The sequence below is a fragment of the Rhizobium sp. 05L429 genome (assembly GCF_056397645.1).
This window is the reverse complement of the sequence record NZ_JBFTNV010000018.1, coordinates 93,690-114,146: the sequence shown is the minus strand read 5'-3', so window position 1 is coordinate 114,146 and position 20,457 is coordinate 93,690. Positions and strand designations below refer to the sequence as shown.

Below are 20,457 nucleotides of genomic sequence, written 5' to 3'. Positions count from 1 at the left end.
GCGCAAACAATAATCGATTGAAATACGAGGAAAATTTGCGGCAGCAAAAATCCAGTCAAATCATGGTGTTCTGATATGCGTGAGGCTCATCGCTGCACTGCCTAAAAGATGATGCCGCGATGCACAAAATGGCGTCACGGTAACTTGGCATTAGCTTCGCGATCATATAGCTATCGCTTAGGACGCTTAACCCTTATGGCGCTTTTGCGGCGCCACCGCCACCCCGGAGGATCAGCATGACGGATCAAAGCGCTACAATCAAAATCGGTGACAAATCAGTCGACCTCGCCGTGCGAAAAGGCACGGTCGGACCAGACGTGATCGATATCGGTGCACTCTACAAAAACACGGCTTCCTTCACGTACGACCCCGGGTTTACGTCGACCGCATCSTGTGAATCGAAGATCACCTATATCGACGGCGACGAGGGCGTTCTGCTGCATCGCGGCTACCCGATCGAGCAGCTTGCCGAGCACGGCGACTTTCTGGAAGCCTGCTACCTGCTGCTCTACGGCGAACTGCCGACCGCCGCTCAGAAGAAGGATTTCGACTATCGCGTCACGCACCACACCATGGTGCATGAGCAGATGAGCCGCTTCTTCACCGGCTTCCGCCGCGACGCACATCCGATGGCCGTCATGTGTGGCTGCGTCGGTGCGCTTTCGGCATTTTATCACGACTCCACCGACATTACCGATCCTCACCAGCGCATGGTCGCCAGCCTGCGCATGATCGCCAAAATGCCGACGCTTGCCGCCATGGCCTACAAGTACCATATCGGCCAGCCCTTCGTTTACCCGAAGAACGACCTGGACTACGCGTCCAACTTCCTGCGCATGTGCTTTGCCGTTCCTTGCGAAGAATATGTCGTCAATCCGGTGCTCGCACGCGCCATGGACCGTATCTTCATCCTGCATGCCGATCACGAGCAGAATGCTTCGACCTCGACGGTTCGTCTCGCCGGCTCCTCGGGCGCAAACCCGTTCGCCTGCATCGCCGCCGGCATCGCCTGCCTCTGGGGCCCCGCTCACGGCGGCGCTAACGAAGCAGCCCTCAACATGCTGACGGAAATCGGCACTGTCGACCGCATTCCGGAATATATCGCCCGCGCCAAGGACAAGAACGATCCGTTCCGCCTGATGGGCTTTGGTCACCGCGTCTACAAGAACTATGACCCGCGCGCCAAGATCATGCAAAAAACCACGCATGAAGTTCTCGGCGAACTCGGTATCAAGGACGATCCGCTTCTCGAAGTCGCCATGGAACTGGAGCGCATTGCGCTGACCGACTCGTACTTCATCGAGAAGAAGCTCTATCCGAACATCGACTTCTACTCCGGCATCACGCTAAAGGCCCTGGGCTTCCCCACGACCATGTTCACCGTGCTCTTCGCTCTGGCCCGCACCGTCGGCTGGATCGCGCAGTGGAACGAAATGATCGAAGATCCGGAACAGCGTATCGGCCGTCCGCGCCAGCTCTATATCGGCGAACCGAAGCGCGACTACGTGCCGGTTTCCAAGCGCTAAGCGCTGACTTCATAGACAAAAGAAAACCCGGTCAGGAATGGCCGGGTTTTTTGTTGGCTAGAACATCAAGCAATATTTGCGCCGCATGCTCGCCAGGCGGCCTTTCCGTCTGCATACGCTGCCAGATGAGATCGTAGCCTTCCTTCACCGCCTTGAGCTGGTAGGTGTCGGCTGACAGCCTCTCCATCCAGCGCGCGAGGCTTGCGCCGCGAACGATGTCGTTCAGATATTCGGGCACGACCGCGTAGTCGGCGATCAGATTGGGCAGGGCGCCGCTCCAGGTCTTGATGCCTGATGTCAGCATGCGCATGATCCAGTCGACCTTGTAGGCGGAAACGACGGGGACATCGGCAAGCGCCAGCTCCAGGATCACGGTGCCGGACGCCGCCATGGCCGCATCGGCTTCGGTGAAGGCTTTCCATTTCGCTTCAGCGCCGACGACGATGTCAGGCTTTACCGCCCAGCCTGCTGTCATTTCTCGCACGAGGGTTTCCCTGTGCGCCACAGTCGGCAGAATGAAGCGCTTCGCACCATTGCGGGCAACGAACTCGTTCGCGGCGGCTTCGAAATAAGGCAAAAGCTTCCTGATTTCTGACGAACGCGAACCAGGGAGGAGCAGGATCGCACCGTTACCGGGCTGCCGGCCAGCACGCAGGCGTCGGGTCTCCAGAAGTGTTGTATCGGCAACGAGACGGTGGCCTACATAGGTGGTCGCAGGTCCGTTGAGACGCCGCATCACCGCCGGCTCGAAAGGAAGCACCGCTAGCACATGATCGACATAGGCGAGCATGCGTTGCGCGCGATATTCCTTCCATGCCCAGACACTCGGACAGACATAGTTGACGACAGGCAGATCAGGCAGCGCGGTACGCACGCGCTTGGCGACGCGGTGTGTGAAATCCGGGCTATCAATGATGAGCAGGATATCGGGCTTTGCCGCAATGATCGCCGCTGTTGATTGCCGAATACGGGAAAACAGCGTCGGCAGCGTCGCCAGGACCTGCGTGATGCCCATGACCGAGAGTTCGGAGAAATCGAAGAGCGACGTCAATCCTTCGGCCTGCAAGCCCTCGCCGCCGACACCGACGAGTTCGATAGGGCCRGAATAGATTTTCTTGAGACCCGCGATGAGATCGGCGCCAAGCAGATCGCCAGATACTTCGCCGGCTACGACGGCAATTTTCAACGGCCTGTCGCTCATGCAAGCCCCCATCCAGGCAAGCCTTTGTCGATACCGCAGACAAAAAGACCGTTCTCGTCTGCCGCCTTGATGAGCGCGTCGCGATCAAGCACCAGCGAGCGGCCGGCTTCGATGGCCACTCCTGCAAGCCCGGCGGCTTTGGCATTGAGCACGGTGGACACGCCAATCGCCGGCAGATCAGCGCGGATATCCTGCTGTGGCTTGCAAAGCTTGACCAGCACGCCGCGCCGGCGTGGCGAAATACGGCCTGCTGATCTCAGGGCCGCCACGCGGTCGAGCATGCTGTCCGTGCCCTCAACGCCCTCAACAGCGACAACGCGTCCGCCGATCGAGACCGCACCCTGCCCGATATCCAGACTGCCAAGCACCTCCGCCGCCTTGCCTGCGCGCGCTATATCACGACGATCCTCTTCATTGGGCGAAACAGCACCAACAGGACCTGCGGTTGCCAGAAGATCCGGGGCAATCTCATGGGCACCCACGACACGCAGACCTCGCCCTTCGATCAGCTTGATCACCATCTGCAGAACGGTATCGTCGCCGCCCGAAAGCAACGTACGGATGGCGGCGGGTACCTTAGTCAGAATGCGCAGCGTCGGCCGCACTTCACGCCACTCCGGCCGGCGGCGCACGCTGCCCGACATGACGACACGATCGATGTGATATTTCTTGAAAAGCCTGTCGAGGGCAGCGAAATCACCGATACCGATGGTGGCGTGGTCGAAGCCGTCCCAGCGACGATCGCCCTCATCCTTCAGGATCACGATAACAGGATTTTCACCAGCCGAACGCGCAGCCTCGGCGACATAGGACGGCAGAAGGCCGCCACCGGCAATAATCGCCAGCCGGCCTTCAGCGGTGTCGCCAGCGGAAACCACAGATCAGCCCTTCTGTCCCCGGCTCGGCGAAGACAGCGCGCGATCGCTCTCGGCGGCGATAAAATCGAGGATCTCGACTACCTGCTCGCAATCGGCATATTCGTCGCGAATCTGGGCCGCATTCTCGCGGATCGAGCCGGCACCCTCGAAGATCGCCTTATAGGCACGGCGAACCGTGTGAATGACGGCGCGATCAACGCCGGCGCGCGTCATGCCGACGACGTTCAGGCCGCTCAGAATGCCGGGATTACCGTTCAGCATGCCGTAGGGAATGACATCGTAACTCACGGCCGAGAGCCCCCCGACGAAGGCAAATTTGCCGACTCGGGTAAACTGATGCACTGCCGCGCCGCCGCTGATGATTGCGTGATCGCCGACGGAAACATGGCCGGCCAGCATGACATTGTTCGACATGATGACATGGTCGCCGACCCGGCAATCATGGGCGACATGCGAATAGGCCAGGAAGAGACTGTTGTCGCCGATGACAGTCGAGCCGCCATGTTCGACGGTGCCGGTGTTCATCGTAACGCCCTCGCGAATGGTGCAGTTGCGCCCGATGATCAGCGACGTGTCGACGGCGCTGTGACGGGCGCTCTGCGAGTCGCCACCGATAACGGCCGAAGGAAATATACGCGTACCGGCGCCGACGGTCGTCAGACCGAGAACAACCACGTGGCTGATCAGTTCCACATTGTCGTGAAGCGTGACCTTGGGGCCAACATGGCAAAACGGGCCGACCACCACGCCTTCACCGACCGCGGCGCCGTCTTCGACCACGGCCGTCGGATGGATCCTGGCGCTTTCGGCGATCATGCTCATGCGTTGTCCTTGCGTACGATCATCGCGCCGATATCGGCCTCGGCGACAAGCGCGCCGTCGACCTTTGCGTCGCAATGGAATTTCCAGATATTGCCGCGTTGCTTTATTTTAAGCACGTGAAATTCAACGCGATCGCCCGGCACGACCGGCTTGCGGAAACGGGCGTTGTCGATCGTCATGAAATAGACGAGGTTGCCGGTCTGGCCTTCTTTCTTGGCGCAGATCGCACCCGCCGTCTGTGCCATGCCTTCGACCAGCAGAACGCCCGGCATGATCGGCGCGTCAGGGAAGTGGCCGGAAAAATGCGGCTCGTTGACCGTCACATTCTTGATGCCCACGGCGGCGTTGTCACCATCGATATTGACTATCTTGTCGACCATCAAAAATGGATAGCGATGCGGCAGCAGCTTCATGATTTCCATGATGTCGGCCGAAGAAAGCGTGGCGGCTGTAGCTTCAGTCATTCTTGCCTCCCTTTTTTCCGCGCGCTCCCGATTTTGCCAAGAGCTGTGTAGCATATTTCAGGTAGTCATTTAGCGGACGTGCCGGTATTCCGCCATAGCGGCCGCCAGCAGCAAGATCGGTCATGACACCACTTTTTGCAGCGATCTGCGCGCCATCGCCAATGGTGATATGTCCCTTGAGGCCAACCTGTCCACCGATCTGCACACCATCGCCGATGATGGTGCTGCCGGCCATGCCGACCTGCGAAACGATGGCGCAATGGCGACCGATACGGACGTTGTGGCCGATCTGCACTTGATTGTCGATCTTGGTTCCTTCGCCGATGACGGTATCGTCCATGGCGCCGCGATCGATGGTCGTATTGGCACCGATCTCGACATTGTCCTGGATGATGACTCGACCGATCTGCACGATCTTGATCATGCCGCGCGGGCCTGGTGCATAACCGAATCCATCCTGGCCGATACGGACACCATTATGGATGATGACGCCGTTACCGATGAGCGCACAGAGAATGCTCGCGCCCGTCGCGATCGAACCATTGCGGCCGATCTTGACGTTGGGACCGATGACCGAGTKAGCGCCGATACGCGTGCCCTCGCCGATCTCCGCGCCGGGACCGATGATCGCCAGCGGCTCGACGATTACGCCCTTCTCAAGCCGCGCCGTCGGATCGATAACGGCGCTCGGCGCTATCTCGGTCTCGCCGGACGAAAACGTCACCGGCTTGAGAGCCGCGGGATAGAGAAACCCGCCGGCCATCGCGAAGGCAGCATGCGGATTGGAGGAGATCACCACAGGGATATGCGGCGGCACCAGCTCAGAGAGCGCCTTGTCGCAAATTACGGCCGAAGCCTCGCAGGTCAGGAACTCGTCCCTGTTCCGGCGAGAGAGGATATAACAGATATCCCCGGCCTGCGCCCTGGCAATAGGTGAAACCGAGCGGATGATGACATCGCCATGAGCGGAATTGCCAAGCTCTGCCCCAAGAAATTGCGCCAACTCAACGAGTCTCACGCCTTCATGGGGCAGAAAAAAAGTATTTTGCTCCATCGGCAAAACTCCAGAACGGAATTGAAATTTACAGTTCCGGACTGCCGATATCAGAATTGGTTGTTAATGCCAAACTTGAAGCGCTGAGTCTTGTCGAAGTCTTCCTTCACGACCGGGATCGCATAGTCGACGCGGAGGGCGCCGAAGGGCGACTGCCAGATCAGACCGAGACCGACCGACGCACGCAGAGAGGAACCGTCACCTTCTTCGGTATCCGAACCGAGAAGCTCGACATCATTGCCGAACAGCGTGCCGGCATCTGCGAAGACTGCGCCGCGCAGGTTGAAGTCGCGCGGGAAGCCCGGCATCGGGAATGTCGCTTCAGCAGAAGCGGTGAAATAGGTCGTACCACCGAGCGGATCGTCCGGGTTGGTGATGCGCGGGCCGATACCCTTGTTTTCAAAGCCKCGAATATCGGAATTGGTCAATGTGAACTGGTCGAAGACGTTCAAGTGATCGCCGAAGCCGACAACGTAACCTGCCGATGCCGAGAGCGAACCGATGATATCGGCATCGTCAGCAAGCAGATGGTAGTAACGAGCCTTACCGTAGATCTTGTAATACTGCGAGTCGCCACCGAGCCCGGCAATTTCCTGCGTTGCGGTCGCGTAGATACCTTCACGCGGCAGGACGGTGTCGTCCAGCGTGTTGTAAGTCAGCGTCTGCGAAATGGAAGAGCGAGTCCACGGGCTTTCATCGACGAGATTTTGATAGGTAGCCGACAAATCACTTAGATTGCTTCCGCTGGAATCGTACTTCATCTGCTTGTAATTGTAGCGGAAAGTGGTCGCCAGATCTTCCGTGATCGGCGCAGTAACGCGCAGAACGCCGCTGGTTTCTTCGTAATCGTAGTTGTCGTTGCTCGACGTCTCGCTGTGATTGACATCGAAACCGGCGGCAAGGCGATAGCCGAGGAAGTAGGGCTCGGTGAAGTTGATGCCGTAAGCGCGCGAGCCTTCCTGACCGCCACCGGCCGAAACGCGGATGTACTGACCGCGGCCGAGGAAGTTCTTTTCTTCGATCGAGGCTTCAAGCAGCAGGCCGTCGCCGCCGGCCGCATAACCGGCGCCGATACCGAACGAACCTGTTGACTGATCCTGCACGTCGACAACGATGACGACGCGGTCAGCAGAACTGCCCGGCTGGGTCGAGATATTGACTGCGGAGAAGTAGCCGAGCGCTTCAAGACGGCGCTTTGCGCGAGTGATCATCTGCTGATTGAAGGCGTCGCCTTCGCTGAGATCGAATTCGCGGCGGATAACGTAATCGCGCGTGCGGCTGTTGCCGCGGATTTCGATACGCTCGACATAGGCGCGCTCGCCCTGGTCGACGAGGTATTCGACGCCGATCGTGTTGTTGTTCAGGTCGCGGTTACCACGCGGGGTAACGCGCGCAAAGGGATAACCGGCCGAAGCAACCTGATCCGAAATCGCTTCGATGGACTTCTGAACTTCCTTCGCGTTGTAGACCTGACCTTCGTGGGTTCTGACCAGCCCCTGCAGCTGCTGGGCATCGACGCCTTCAACGGTCGACTGGACGGTAACTGCACCGAAGTCGTAGCGCGGACCTTCCTCGATGTTGAAGGTCAGCGTGTACTTGTTCGTCGATTCGTCGAAAGCCGCATCGGAAGAAACGATGCGCATGTCGGCATAACCGCGATTGTAATAGAACTGGCGCAGCGCGTCTTCGTCAGCGTGCAGCTTGTCTTCGTTGTAGACGTCCTTGCGAGTCAGGAACGAGAGGAAGTTCGAACGCTTTGTCTGAATGACCGCGGCGAGACGGCCGGCGCTATAGGCTTGGTTGCCAACGAAATTGATGGCATCGATCTTGGTACGGTCGCCTTCATTGATAACGAAAGCGAGATTGACGCGGCCTTCGCCGAGCGGAACGACCTGCGTCGTCACTTCGACTTCGCTGCGGCCAGTAGCGGCATAGGCTTGCTTGATCGCCTGGATATCGGCCTGGATCTGCGCGTCGCTGTAAGGTCCGGCGGCATGCGTCTGGACGACGGCTGCCAGCTTGTCATCCTTGACCTTGCGGTTGCCGTTGAAGACCACCTGGTTGACGAGTTTTGCTTCCTGGACGTCGACGACGAGGGTGCTGCCCGAAACCGAGATCTTGACGTCGGAAAAATAACCGGTGCCGTAAAGCTGCTTTACGGAGTCGTCGATATCGGTGTTGGAGAAGCTCTTGCCGGGAGCAATGGTGATGTTCGACCGGACGGCCTCAGCACCGACGCGGCTTGCACCGCGGACGTCTATCCGCTGAATGACAGCAGCTTCCGCAGCCGTAGCCGAAACGAAAGTCAAAGCACCTGCGCCAGAAGCAACAACACCAGCAGACAGCGCAATCGCCGATACTGCGTTCAAAAACCTTGAACCAGCCTTCATTTCACCCATTACCTTTGTTTCCCTCGTCTCCGGCCCCGGGAGCCYCCGATTCCGGCCACGTGTGTCGTTTTACCCGCTTTTGACATACAAGCAAGGGAGCTCGTTAATTTCTGTTTACTTCATTTCCAAGCGTGACCCATTCGCCACTACAGCTTTGAAACATCGTAAATAAACAGTAATTTTTCCTCACTTTTACGCGCTAGCCAATGAGCGCGCTAATGTCATTCCAGGTGGCAAAAACCATTAATGTAAGTACCATGGCCAGACCAATGCGAAACGCAATTTCCTGAGCCGAAGAACCCAGCGGCCTTCCCCTAATCGCTTCCACCGCATAGAACATCAGGTGGCCGCCATCAAGTACCGGAACCGGCATCAAATTCAGCAATCCAATCGAAACTGACAAAACCGCAGCGAGCTGCAGCAACGCACCTATTCCAAGCGTAGCCATCTGGCCCGAAGCTTGCGCCACGCGGATCGGACCACCCAATTGGTCGGCTTTCATCGATCCATTGAGCAGATTGCCGATATATTTGAAGGTGCCGGTGACAATATGCCAGGTCTGGGTCACGCCTTCATGCAGCGCTTGCAGGGGCGTATAGGTCTGCAGGCGGAAGTGGCCGACCTCTTCGTTCGTGACGATGCCGATCAGGCCGATCTCGATCTTGTTGCCAAACTGGTCTGTAATGTCGGTGCGTTGCGGCACCATCGGCAGGTCCATCTTTTCGCCGTTACGCTCGACGCTCACGACAATATTCTGGTTCGGACGGATGCTGACATAGCGGCGCACGTCGTCGAAGGTCTGAACCTTGGTGCCATCGATGGAGACGAGCAGGTCGCCGGGCAGTATCCCGGCTGCGGCGGCAGCGCTATCCGGCTTCACTTCGGCAACGACGGGATCGGACACCGTGCGGCCATAGATCGCGAAAAGAACGGTGAAGATGGCAATGGCCAGGATAAAATTGGCGATCGGGCCGGCTGCGACGGTTGCTGCACGCTTCCACAGCTTTGCGCCCGCAAAGGAACGCTGCCGCTCTTCGTCCGTCATCGCGGCAAGCCTGTCGGTATCGGGCTTGCTGGATGCATCCTCATCGCCGAAAAAGCGCACATAGCCGCCGAGCGGGATCGCCGAGATCTTCCAGCGTGTTCCGTGACGATCGGTGAAACCGGCAATCTCCGGGCCGAAGCCGACGGAAAAGGCGAGAATACGGATACCGCTCCAGCGCCCCACCAGATAGTGGCCCATCTCATGCACGAATACGAGCAGCGACAGCACGATGACGAAGGGGACGATGTAGCCCGTCAAAAAACCGAATATGCCGGTCACCGCTTCCATGATTTCTTTCTTCTATCTGGCCGTAATGATCAAAGGCCGAACAATGCCGCACCGAGCGACGTCGTTCCGCCGCCCTTTATCAGCGAAAAAAGGCCAGCAAGCAAGAACGCTGAAAAACAGGCGAAAATCAGTCCATCGACACGGTCCATGACGCCACCATGCCCCGGAATGAGACGGCTGGAGTCCTTCACACCGAATTTTCGCTTGATGAAACTTTCGAAAAGATCGCCTGACTGGCTGAAAACGGACAGGACGAGCGCAATCACCGCGGCGCGATCCAGGGCTTCCGGAATCAGAAAGTGGACAATGACGGCTCCGGCAATGACGGCCGAAATGGCCCCGCCGACCGCCCCCGACCAGGTCTTGCCGGGCGATATGCGGGGAGCAAGCTTTGGACCGCCGACCGCACGCCCAATGAAATAGGCGAGAATATCGGTCGCCCAGACGACGGCGAAGATGAAGAGCATCGCGTAGAGGCCAAACGTTTCATCGCCGCGGATCGCCGCAAGCGCCAGCCCAGTGCCGCCAGCATATAAAAGCCCCGGCGCGAACCACCGGCTGGCACGATGCAGGAAGATCATGGCAATGCCGACCGCGGTCAGGGCGATCAGCATTCCGAGCGCATATTCGAAGGCCCCGGCGAGAACGAGCACGGCAACCAGCACCTCGCCGACCCAGCCGAGCACGTTGGTGACAGGGTCGCGCACGATACCCGTAATCGTCGACCATTCGTAATAGATCAGAAGCGCGATTGCCGCCGCCAGGATACGGAAGATGAAGCCGCCATACCAGGTGGCGGCAAGAACGATGATTGCGAGAATCAGACCTGAAACGATGCGGAGCTTCAGTTCCTGCTTCATCAGGTGTTCACAGCCGCAGCCTGCGCGGAGAGACCGCCGAAGCGGCGATCACGCGAAGCAAATTTCTCAAGCGCCGACAGGAAGAGCTCGCGGCTGAAATCCGGCCAGTATTCCGGCAGGAAAACGAACTCCGAATATGCGGCCTGCCACAAAAGGAAGTTGGACAACCGCTCCTCGCCGCTGGTGCGGATGATGAGATCGGGGTCGGGGATGCCGGCTGTGTCCAGCCGGGCGTTGATCAGCGCCGGCGTGATATCCTGCGACCTTAAGCGCCCCTCCTCCACGTCCTTGGCGAGGCTCATCGCAGCGCGGGCGATCTCGTCGCGAGAGCCATAGTTGAAGGCGATGACGAGTGTCAGCGCCGTATTGGCCCTGGTCGTCTCTTCGGCTTCAAGCAGAAGCTTGAGAATATCGCTACGCAGGTTGACGCGGTCGCCGATCACCCTGATGCGCACATTCTGCCGATGGAGCTCGGCGAGATCGCTGCGGATGAAGGCCTTCAGCAGGCCGAGGAGATCGGTGACCTCGGCCTCCGGGCGGCGCCAGTTCTCCGACGAGAAGGCAAAGAGCGTCAGGTATTTGATGCCCAGATCGCCGGCAGCGCGCACAGTCTGGCGAACGGTCTCGACCGCCCTGCGGTGTCCCATCGTCCGCGGCAGGCCGCGCTGCTTTGCCCAACGGCCGTTGCCATCCATGATGATGGCAACGTGTTCTGGCGCAGTCAAAAATGAAGTTTCCGACATTTTCCGTCCGGTCTTTCTTGGCGAGGACGCAAGTATACTAAACTTGCATGATTTCCTTTTCTTTCTCGCCAAGCAAGCGGTCGATTTCCAAAATCGTCTCGTCCGTCATTTTCTGAACGCGTTCCGACTGTGCCCGGCTTTCATCCTGGCCGATTACGCCATCCTTTTCGGCTTTCTTAAGGCCGTCCATACCGTCGCGGCGAACATGGCGAATCGCAACCTTGCTCTTTTCCGAATATTCGTGCGCCACCTTGACGAGCGACTTGCGGCGCTCCTCATTGAGTTCCGGCAGCGGAATACGCAGGTTCTGGCCATCGACGATCGGGTTGAGGCCGAGATTGGATTCGCGAATCGAACGATCCACGGCGCCGACCATGGTCTTATCCCAGACGGAGACCGACAGCATACGCGGCTCGGGCACGGTGATGTTGGCGACCTGGTTCAACGGCATGCGCGAACCATAGGCTTCAACCATCACCGGATCGAGAATGTTGGCCGAAGCACGGCCCGTGCGCAGCGATGCAATGTCGCTCTTGAACGCGGAAATGGCACCGTCCATGCGGCGCTTCAGTTCCTTGATATCGATGCCTTCACTCATGTCTATGCTCCCGTCTCAGAAGATTTGCGCCGGCAACGGCGCAGCTCCCATCAGTTGTCGGATACGATGGTCTTGAGACCACCACCCGTCAAGATTTCAGCGAAACGTCCCTTCTCGTGTATCGAGAAAACAACGATCGGAATGGAATTCTCGCGTGCGAGCGCAACAGCGGCGACGTCCATAACGGCGAGGCCCCGATCCAGCACCTCTTTGTGGGTCAGATGATCGAAACGCGTTGCGGTCGGATCCTTCTTCGGATCGGCGGTGTAGATGCCGTCCACCTGCGTGCCCTTGAAGATTGCCTGAGCGCCMATTTCAGCGGCGCGCAGCGCAGCAGCAGAATCTGTGGTGAAGAAGGGATTGCCGGTGCCGCCGGCAAAAATCACCACCCTGCCCAGCGACAGATGGTAGAGGGTTGCGCGCTGCGAAAAGCTCTCGCAGATTTCCGGCATGGAAATGGCCGACAGAACCACCGTGTCGATKTTCAGCTTGCGCAGCGATGTCGCCAGAGCGAGCGCATTGATGACGGTACCGAGCATGCCCATGTGGTCGCCGGTGACGCGGTCGCCGCCCTTGGACGCAACCGCCACGCCGCGGAAGATGTTACCGCCGCCGATGACGACGCCAACTTCGACACCCATCTGCCGTGCATCGGCGATGTCGGACGCGATGCGGTCCGCCACCGCAACGTCGATCCCGAAGCCCTGAGAACCCATCATGGCTTCCCCGGAAGCCTTGAGTAGAACGCGTTTGTAGATTGGTTCCGACGTCATGTTGGCTCCTCGTATATTGCCGCAGTTGCCCGATACACGAAGGGCATCGCGTTGTCACGCGATGCCCTTCGGTTTTCCCAAATATGGCTGAAAGATCAGCCCTTCGCGACAGCAGCAACTTCGGCTGCGAAGTCGGTTTCTTCCTTCTCGACGCCTTCGCCGAGGAGCAGGCGAGCCATACCGGTGACTTCGATCGGGGCGCCGGCTTCCTTTTCAGCGGCCTTGATGGCAGCGCCGACCGTCAGGTCCGGATTGATGACGAAAGCCTGCGAGAGAAGAGCGACTTCCTCGAAGAACTTGCGCATGCGGCCTTCCACCATCTTTTCGATGATGGCTTCCGGCTTGCCGGATTCGCGGGACTGCTCGATGAAGACGTTGCGTTCGCGCTCGGCGACTGCGGCATCGACTTCTTCGGCGCGGATAGCCAGCGGATTGGTCGCAGCAATGTGCATGGCAACCTGGCGGCCGATCGACGTCAGAACGGCCTTGTCACCGACCGACTTCAGCGCAACGAGAACGCCGAGCTTGCCGATGCCGTCGCCGGCAGCGTTGTGGACGTAGGTCGCAACGACGCCGTGCTCGACTTCGAGCTTGGCGGCACGACGGAGGGTCATGTTCTCGCCGATGGTTGCGATCGCTTCCTTGATGGTGTCGGCGACCGGCTTGCCGGATGCCGGATAGGTCGCAGCCGAAACGGCTTCGACCGTGCCGTCGGTGGAGAGCGCAACTTCGGCGATGCCGCGTGCGAGATCCTGGAAGGCATCGTTACGGGCAACGAAGTCGGTTTCGGAATTGAGTTCGATGACGACAGCCTTGTGACCGGCGCCGGCGATGGCGACCAGGCCCTCAGCGGCGGCGCGGCCGGACTTTTTGTCGGCCTTGGAGATGCCCTTGGCGCGCAGCCAGTCGATCGCGGCTTCGATATCGCCGTTGGTTTCAGTCAGCGCCTTCTTGCAGTCCATCATGCCTGCGCCGGACTTTTCGCGCAGTTCCTTCACCAGTGCAGCCGTAATCTCGGTCATAAGCTTCCTCTTGTCGGTTCAAGCGGTGGCCCGCAGTAGGCGGCGCGGCACCGGATTGAGGCACGAAATGTACCTGTATGTATGACAGCGTTATGAAGACGCGTCCTAACAGAATTCATAGGGGCAAAAGCAGTCGTAGCTTCCGCCTGAAAAGGGCAAGGCCGCCGAACTTCTGAGAGTCGCGAGCGGCCTTTCCCAATCTTCGCAAGCTTTGGCGGAGATTTTACTCCGCCCGCTTTATCAGGCTTCGGTCGCCTCATCGAGCGCCGGCTCGAACGGAGCTTCCGCAGAAGCGCCGAGGTCGYGGCCCGATCCGCTCTGCTGACGGGCAATACCGTCGATGGCAGCGCGGGCGATCAGGTCGCAGTAGAGAGCGATGGCGCGCGAAGCGTCGTCGTTGCCCGGGATCGGATAGTCGATCAGGTCCGGATCGCAGTTCGAGTCGATGATGGCGACGACCGGGATGCCGAGGCGCTTGGCTTCGTCGATCGCGATCTTTTCCTTGTTGGTGTCGATGATGAACATCAGGTCCGGCGTGCCGCCCATGTCCTTGATACCGCCGAGGGCCTTATCGAGCTTTTCGCGCTCGCGTTCGAGAGTCAGGCGCTCCTTCTTGGAGTAGCCGGACTGCTCGGAACCGAGGATTTCGTCGAGCTTGCGCAGGCGCTGGATCGAGTTGGAGATCGTCTTCCAGTTCGTCATCATGCCGCCGAGCCAACGCGAGTTGACGTAGTACTGGGCAGAACGCTTCGCCGAGTCAGCAATCAGCTCGGAAGCCTGACGCTTGGTGCCGACGAAGAGAACGCGGCCGCCGCGAGCAACGGTGTCGGACACGACCTGCAGGGCGCGCGACAGCATCGGAACGGTCTGAGCCAGGTCGATGATGTGGATGTTGTTACGATCGCCGAAAATGTACGGCTTCATCTTCGGGTTCCAGCGGTGCGTCTGGTGACCGAAGTGGACGCCTGCTTCAAGCAGTTGGCGCATAGAAAAATCAGGCAATGCCATGCCTTGTTACTCCTTTTCCGGTTGAACCTCCGCAAGGCGAACAGCATCCTCTTCGAAGATGCCACCGGGCGGAACCGCCGGATTTCTCCCGGACGATCCCATGCCTTACGTGTGGAATGCGCGTGGCCTTACATTCGATTTCCTGCAAAAGCAAGGCTTACGCCAAAAAATCTGGCGCGAACGGACGAATGAGCCGCGCCTGCGATATATACGCGTTGCCGGCTCAGCTTGCCAGCGTGTTTAGCAGCGAGAGCATGACGCCAGCGTCCGGGATCGGCAGCACGGCATCGATCTCGGCCGGCAGCAGGCCGGCAATTGGCCCCTTGGTATCACCGGTCGCCGTGCCGAGCGGCCCGCGAAAACCGTGTTTGGTCCAGGCAAGCTCCTGCAGGCGGGCGCTCGTCAGCGCCTCGATCAGACGTTCGGCCGTTTCGTCGACGACGATCAGCGGGTGTGCCGAATAGACCGTCGGGCGTGGATAGAGGACGACGGGTTTGGCTCCAGGCCCCGACTGGATGCGGCTCCATCGGTCGGCATCGGCGAGCGCCCATTCAACAAGTTGATTCTCGTAGCCGACAATCATCGGTTCGCCACCGAGCCCGCCTGCCAGATACTGGTCGAACAGCTTGCCTGACGATGGCGACTTGAAACCCATATTGCGGAAGATCGACTGCACTTTGCCGCCATATTGGGCGAGATCATCTGATGTCGCGACATTGCCGCTGAACAGGCTGAGCGCGAGACCCGAGAACATGAAGCCCGAATTCGACCGGTTGGGATCGGTCGAGACGATGCGCGCCCGGCCGTAGAGCGTGACGACGCCGAGCTTCGACCAGTCCGTCCCGGCAAGGATGGCGTCGAGCAAGGCCTTCAGGTCAAGCTGGTGATAACCGTCAGTTACCGTCACGAGGCCCGATTTGATCAGCCCGTCCACGACCGGCTGCCATGTGTAAACGACAATGGGCGTATTGAGCATGACACGGTCGTCGCGGATCTTCACGCCGCTCTGACGGGCGATATCCACCATGATGGATGAGGAAGGCCAGAGAAATTGCGGGTTCTGTGAGAGCAAGGCCTGCTCGCGCACCATCTCGACCGAGCCGGCAACACGGCTGTCGATCGAAAGGCCGTAGCCTTTGATAGCGCTGGCGACATCCGGATCGGCAAGGAAAGCCTCTTTCTCGCCGCCGATGAAGCCGAAAAGTTTTGTGCGTGCGCCAAGCAAGCCCTGCAGCTCCGGCCGGTCGCGGACAGCGAAATAGCCACCTGTGCCGGCAATGCCGGTGGCGAGCAGTCCAACTCCAAAGGCACGGCGGGAAAGAGCCATCAGCGTCCGATATCCTCTTTGAGCGATGCCTGGATGAGGCGCAGGTCTGTATCAAGTGTGCCGAGTTCAGCATCGACAAGGCTGTCGGCATAATGAACGAAGGCATCTTCGAGCTTGACGAGTACGGCGCGGACATCCTCCAACTGCTGGCGCTCCGGCGCGCGCTTCGCCTCGATCACCGCAAAGCCCTCGGCGACTTCGGCCGCACGCGGCAGATAGTAACTAAGGAAACGGCGCACGGTATTGGCGCTTTCCGGCTTGGCTTCCACCTTGCGGAAGACATCGGCGGCGATTTCAGCCAGGTGGCGCACGCGCGCTGCCGTCTGCTTGTCGGTGATATCGTCTGCGGCCGTCTCCAGCCTTTGCGCCGCGGGAGCGGCACCTTCCAGCAGTTCCCTCGCGAAGGCGACGCGGCCACGGCCGATCGCCTTGACATTCAGGCCTTCGAAAAGCCGGCGCGGCGACAGCAGGAACACGAGGCCGGCGAAGACGAACATGCCGATGACGACAGCGATCCAGAACGGCATGCCGGCTGTGAACGTGAGGACGGGAACGAGGATGGCCGTTACTGCTCCCGCCACGATCCAGTTGCCATCATTGCCGAGCCAGTTGCGCATGCCGGCCCTAATTATAACCGCGGGCKGTGCGGAATGCTGCCGCAAGGTCCGACCGACCGTCGAAGACACGCGCCGCCGTCGCCGCCGCCAGATTGGCGAGCTGGGTCTTGTCCGCATCGCCGAAAGTAATGCCGAAGATCGGCACGTGTGGCTCCATCGCGTTCCAATCGCTCATGAAGGCCGCACTTTGATCATCKGATCTGCCATCGGTCATGATGATGATCGCCGGCAGATAATTGCCGAGGTCCTCAGTTTTCGCCATCTGCTGGAGCGCGCGCTCGGCGCAGGCATACATATTGGTGCCGCCGCCGGCATGCTGGCCGGCAACCGCATTGAGAAGCCCCTGCTGCTCCATCGCATCGCCCGAGCCCGAAAAGATATTGCGGACATTGGCATCGAAGGGAATGACGAAGATGCGGTCAGCAGGTGACCACTGCACCAGCACCTTGCTGGCCTCTTCCGGCGTGAACAGGAAACGCATCGCCTCCTGCAGACTCTTCTCGCCGTCTCCCTGCATCGAGCCGGAGAAGTCGAGGCAGAGCGCCGTCAGCGACGGCTTGCGAAGTGCGGCCTGATAAAGCGTGAGTGCCTGGCGGATCACCGTTGGTTCCGGCATGCGGATAGCTGTCACCAGTCTCGTGGGATCGAAGTTCCAGCTCGGCTCCGGCTGCGCAGTCACACTGCCGAGCGGCAGGCGGCGGCCGGTTTCGGCGATCTTCTTCTGGACATAGGGCGAACGCAAATAGGCAAGCAGATCCTTGAAGAAGGTCTGTACCTCGGCGCCGCGGCCATGATCGACGAAACCGATCGGTGAATCCGCCATCGCCACGCCATCGGCGGGATAGATGGCGTAAAGCGGCTCCTTGCCCATGCCTGACAGTTTGTCGTTGGTTTCCTTGATGACCGCCTCGTAGTTCCACATGGCATCGTAGATCGTGCCCTTGCCAGCGGAATCCGTATAGAGGTCGGCGAGCCAGCCCGAAGAGCCGGAGGAGCGCGCAACGCCGGCAAGCAGGCTTCGAACGGTGTCCTGGACCGTCTTGTCGTCGAGATCGCCGGGCTCGATCACCGGCTTGTTGCCGAGCGCGCTTGAGAGCATGGCGAGATAGGCGCTGGCTCCTGAATTCGACTGAGTGGCTGATGTCATCAGAAACTTCAGCGAGCCGCTATCCACCGCTGCCAAGATATCCTTCACGAAGACATCCTTTCCGATCCAGCCGAGCTGTTCGGCCTTCGACTTGCGCACACCGAGGATGACGGGCGTCTGCGCCACCGACGTCAGGTCCTTGACCCTGCGCCTTGTGTCGAACATGTCGACCCAGACGCTGGAAGCGGGCCAGACGGCGTCCTGCTCAACGCCCTGATCGCTTTGCAGCGCGAGGCCGATATCGAGCGTGCCCTCATATTTGAAGGAGCAGGTCGCGTGCTTCTCCTTGCAGAATTCCTCGACGATCGGCTGGAGGACGGTGTTTTCCKACCCGGAAACGATCGAAAAGTCAGGGCCGCTGCTGAAAGCATCGCAGCCGGCCAGCGCCGCCAGACCAGACAGCGCCAGTGCGGAGACGAGTGATCGGATCATGTTTTTGCCGGTCACGCCTGTGTCATCGCCTTCTTGAGGTCGATCGTCAGTTGTTCCATATGCTGCTCGGCCTCAGCGCGCTTCTTACGGCCCTCCTCCTGGACGCGCAGCACGCCGGTTACAGTGTCGATCAGATCCTGATTGGCCTTGGCAAGCGTCTCCATATCAACGATGCCGCGCTGCGACTGCTGCTCGATGGCGATCGCCTGATCCTTCATCATTTCGGAGGCCTGGCGGATCATGTCATTGGTGGCGTCGGTGACCGTCTTCTGCAGATCGAGGGCCGATTTCTGCCTGCTAAGCCCGAGCAGAATGACCATCTTCTGCTTCCAGGCCGGAACCGTCAGTGCCGAGGTGGCCTGAAGGTTCTCGATCAGCGTCTCGTCGCCAGCCTGGACGATGCGGATCTGCGGAAGCTGCTGGATGCCGAGCTGACGAGCCTGCTGCAGATAGAAGATGCGTTTCTCCAGTCGGTCGAGCGCCTGGACGCTGTCCTGATAGGTCTGCGCTTCCAGCATGCCGTCGCCGGGCGCCGACGTCGCGGCATCGGCTGCGCTCTTCAGTTTCGGCAACTCGATCGCACGGAAATGGTCAGCGAAATTCTTGCCGGCCTGCACATAGGCGTCGAGCCGGATGATCGACTGTTTCGTCTCCTCATGCAGATCGTCGAGCAAGGCGATATMACGGCGCAGCGTATCCTTGTGGCGGTCGAGTTCCAGCCCGATACGGTCGATCTGACCCGCGACATCCTCGAACTCTTCCTTGAAGCGTTCGAGGCGTGCCTGGGCAGAGAGGAACATGCGGCTGAGGAAACCCTTCTCCTTCAACGACGCAGGATCGAGGCTCTTCGATTTCAGGATGATGTCGGTTAGAAGCTTGCCGACCTCACCGAGATCCTTGTTGCGCACCTCGCGCAGGATCCTGTCGGAATAGTCGCTCACAGACTGCTGCGCCCGGTCTCCGAAGACGGAGATTCCGGCGCGGTCAGTGATACTGATATTATCGGTGATGCGGGCTATTTCGGAGGGATCGGCGGCAATCGCCGGCAGAGAGGCATTCTGCATAGTCGCGAGATCGGTATCGGCCATTCGGGTCGTCTTTCTCGGCTTGTGGCGCAATTGGTCTTACGAATTGCAAACCCATTGTCGTAGCAAATGGGCCATCCACGCTGCAGGGTCGGAAAAGGCAGACTTCCACACGTACCGGCCCGCGATGACTCATCTCGGGACGACAGTTTAGCTGCACTAGAAATACGCTTTTATGACAGTTGGTTAAGGAGCGACAAAACCCGCCTTACTGGCAGGTCGGCGCGGCCTTCTTGTCGAGAAGTTCGAGATTGGCGAGCTTGCCGGTCAGCACGAAATCGCCGTAGTCCATCGTCAGGTCGCGCGTGATGCCGTTCTCATAGAGCTTGAACGACATGCGGTAGACCGGCAGAGTGTCCGATTTGGCATTCTCGTTGAAATAAGAGATCGTCACCGGCCAGAAGGCGGTCTTGGAGAACTGGCCGGCATTGCCGGCATCGGCCTCATCGGTGGCCGGGGTTTCCTGCTTGCCGACGATGGTCGTGGTGACCAGTGATTTGTCGCCGTCATCAGAGCCATCGAAAACGCGAGCTTCGAAGAAGCGCTTGCCGTCTTTGGCGTTCTGGATGACATCGAGCATATGCTCGGTCGGGAACCGGCTTTCGGCGAGCTGCAGCTCGCGGCTAGCCGGCTGCGTCAGGTCGACCTTCACGCCTTCCGGCTTATCCTCGGCCGCGCCGTTGACTTCCTTGTCGAGCTGGTCGTCGGTGAAGGACTTCGTGTCGAAGGTGAACTTGCCGTCCTTCAGGCTCTCGAAGGTCTTGGTCTGCTGGTCGCTGACGCGCACGCTATCGCCCGTGTCGATCTGGGTGACGAAGCGGAAATTCGTGGTGAAGCCTTCGCAATAATTGCCGTCGAACTCATAGACCATACGGCCGTACATGGAGGAGATGCCGGAGCGTTCCGAGGCGTCCTTCAGTTCCAGGTCGTAAACCGCGCGGTGAGCAACGAGCCCGGTCGCGATCACAGCGCTCGTCGCCGGCGCGGCCGCGGAGACATTGGCGGAAACGCTTGCGAGGAGAAGAGCGGCAAGTGACGATCGGAACATTCATTAACTCCTGTTGGACTCGTCCGCGATGTTATAAGAACCGTTTCGGCCAAATCGAGGCGGCCAAGTCGAGGCTCGAAACTGTCACATTAAAGATTCTAGTCTTGATGCATAATTTTTGAAGAATTG

At 59.4% G+C, this 20,457-nt stretch carries 19 protein-coding genes; 1 reads left to right on the top strand and 18 read right to left on the bottom strand.

Going from position 1 to position 20,457, the window contains the following annotated elements; all coding sequences use genetic code 11:
* Positions 1 to 236: 236 nt before the first annotated feature.
* The gene (gene gltA, locus AC1DNW_RS19845) at positions 237 to 1,526 is read left to right on the top strand and encodes a citrate synthase (protein ID WP_007822430.1); all 1,290 of its coding nucleotides are present in this window, start codon (positions 237 to 239) and stop codon (positions 1,524 to 1,526) included.
* Between the two features lie 31 nt (positions 1,527 to 1,557).
* On the opposite strand, the gene lpxB is transcribed toward gltA, so the two are convergent.
* The 18 genes from lpxB to AC1DNW_RS19755 form a co-directional block, all read right to left on the bottom strand.
* Positions 1,558 to 2,727 carry a lipid-A-disaccharide synthase gene (gene lpxB / locus AC1DNW_RS19840; RefSeq protein WP_113310149.1) on the bottom strand — a complete coding sequence of 390 codons (1,170 nt, stop codon included), beginning with the start codon at positions 2,725 to 2,727 and terminating at the stop codon, positions 1,558 to 1,560.
* Complete coding sequence (locus AC1DNW_RS19835) at positions 2,724 to 3,605, bottom strand: LpxI family protein (protein WP_113310150.1); 882 nt, start codon at positions 3,603 to 3,605, stop codon at positions 2,724 to 2,726. Before AC1DNW_RS19835 ends, lpxB begins: the two co-directional genes overlap by 4 nt.
* 3 nt (positions 3,606 to 3,608) lie before the next feature.
* A complete protein-coding gene (lpxA, locus tag AC1DNW_RS19830; RefSeq protein ID WP_113310151.1) occupies positions 3,609 to 4,427 on the bottom strand; it encodes an acyl-ACP--UDP-N-acetylglucosamine O-acyltransferase in 819 nt (272 codons plus the stop codon).
* Positions 4,424 to 4,891, bottom strand: coding sequence for a 3-hydroxyacyl-ACP dehydratase FabZ (fabZ, locus tag AC1DNW_RS19825; protein WP_113310152.1), 468 nt, complete (start codon positions 4,889 to 4,891; stop codon positions 4,424 to 4,426). Before fabZ ends, lpxA begins: the two co-directional genes overlap by 4 nt.
* Positions 4,884 to 5,945 carry a UDP-3-O-(3-hydroxymyristoyl)glucosamine N-acyltransferase gene (gene lpxD / locus AC1DNW_RS19820; RefSeq protein WP_477854115.1) on the bottom strand — a complete coding sequence of 354 codons (1,062 nt, stop codon included), beginning with the start codon at positions 5,943 to 5,945 and terminating at the stop codon, positions 4,884 to 4,886. Before lpxD ends, fabZ begins: the two co-directional genes overlap by 8 nt.
* Before the next feature lie 50 nt (positions 5,946 to 5,995).
* Entirely contained in the window at positions 5,996 to 8,335 is a 2,340-nt protein-coding gene (bamA, locus tag AC1DNW_RS19815; RefSeq protein WP_113295736.1) for an outer membrane protein assembly factor BamA, read from the bottom strand.
* Positions 8,336 to 8,534: 199 nt separating this feature from the next.
* Positions 8,535 to 9,668, bottom strand: coding sequence for an RIP metalloprotease RseP (rseP, locus tag AC1DNW_RS19810; protein ID WP_113310154.1), 1,134 nt, complete (start codon positions 9,666 to 9,668; stop codon positions 8,535 to 8,537).
* 29 nt (positions 9,669 to 9,697) lie between these two features.
* On the bottom strand, positions 9,698 to 10,528 hold the full coding sequence (locus tag AC1DNW_RS19805; RefSeq protein WP_113310155.1) for a phosphatidate cytidylyltransferase: 831 nt from the start codon (positions 10,526 to 10,528) through the stop codon (positions 9,698 to 9,700).
* Positions 10,528 to 11,271 carry an isoprenyl transferase gene (locus AC1DNW_RS19800; protein ID WP_113295635.1) on the bottom strand — a complete coding sequence of 248 codons (744 nt, stop codon included), beginning with the start codon at positions 11,269 to 11,271 and terminating at the stop codon, positions 10,528 to 10,530. The genes AC1DNW_RS19805 and AC1DNW_RS19800 overlap by 1 nt, the downstream gene beginning before the upstream one ends.
* A 37-nt stretch (positions 11,272 to 11,308) precedes the next feature.
* Positions 11,309 to 11,869, bottom strand: a complete 561-nt coding sequence (frr, locus tag AC1DNW_RS19795; protein WP_113310156.1) for a ribosome recycling factor — start codon at positions 11,867 to 11,869, stop codon at positions 11,309 to 11,311.
* Between the two features lie 50 nt (positions 11,870 to 11,919).
* Entirely contained in the window at positions 11,920 to 12,642 is a 723-nt protein-coding gene (pyrH, locus tag AC1DNW_RS19790) for a UMP kinase (RefSeq protein WP_477854114.1), read from the bottom strand.
* Between the two features lie 95 nt (positions 12,643 to 12,737).
* A complete protein-coding gene (tsf, locus tag AC1DNW_RS19785) occupies positions 12,738 to 13,664 on the bottom strand; it encodes a translation elongation factor Ts (RefSeq protein ID WP_113310157.1) in 927 nt (308 codons plus the stop codon).
* 240 nt (positions 13,665 to 13,904) lie between these two features.
* Positions 13,905 to 14,672, bottom strand: a complete 768-nt coding sequence (gene rpsB, locus AC1DNW_RS19780; RefSeq protein ID WP_477854113.1) for a 30S ribosomal protein S2 — start codon at positions 14,670 to 14,672, stop codon at positions 13,905 to 13,907.
* 223 nt (positions 14,673 to 14,895) lie between these two features.
* Entirely contained in the window at positions 14,896 to 15,999 is a 1,104-nt protein-coding gene (locus tag AC1DNW_RS19775) for a hypothetical protein (protein WP_477854112.1), read from the bottom strand.
* The gene (locus AC1DNW_RS19770; protein WP_113310159.1) at positions 15,999 to 16,616 is read right to left on the bottom strand and encodes a 5-bromo-4-chloroindolyl phosphate hydrolysis family protein; all 618 of its coding nucleotides are present in this window, start codon (positions 16,614 to 16,616) and stop codon (positions 15,999 to 16,001) included. Before AC1DNW_RS19770 ends, AC1DNW_RS19775 begins: the two co-directional genes overlap by 1 nt.
* A gap of 7 nt (positions 16,617 to 16,623) precedes the next feature.
* A complete protein-coding gene (locus tag AC1DNW_RS19765) occupies positions 16,624 to 18,195 on the bottom strand; it encodes a VWA domain-containing protein (RefSeq protein ID WP_477854111.1) in 1,572 nt (523 codons plus the stop codon).
* Between the two features lie 11 nt (positions 18,196 to 18,206).
* Positions 18,207 to 19,283 carry a toxic anion resistance protein gene (locus tag AC1DNW_RS19760; protein WP_477854110.1) on the bottom strand — a complete coding sequence of 359 codons (1,077 nt, stop codon included), beginning with the start codon at positions 19,281 to 19,283 and terminating at the stop codon, positions 18,207 to 18,209.
* A 205-nt stretch (positions 19,284 to 19,488) separates the two neighbouring features.
* Positions 19,489 to 20,328 (bottom strand): cell envelope integrity EipB family protein, encoded by an 840-nt coding sequence (locus AC1DNW_RS19755; RefSeq protein WP_113295643.1) that lies wholly within the window; start codon positions 20,326 to 20,328, stop codon positions 19,489 to 19,491.
* Positions 20,329 to 20,457 lie beyond the last annotated feature (129 nt).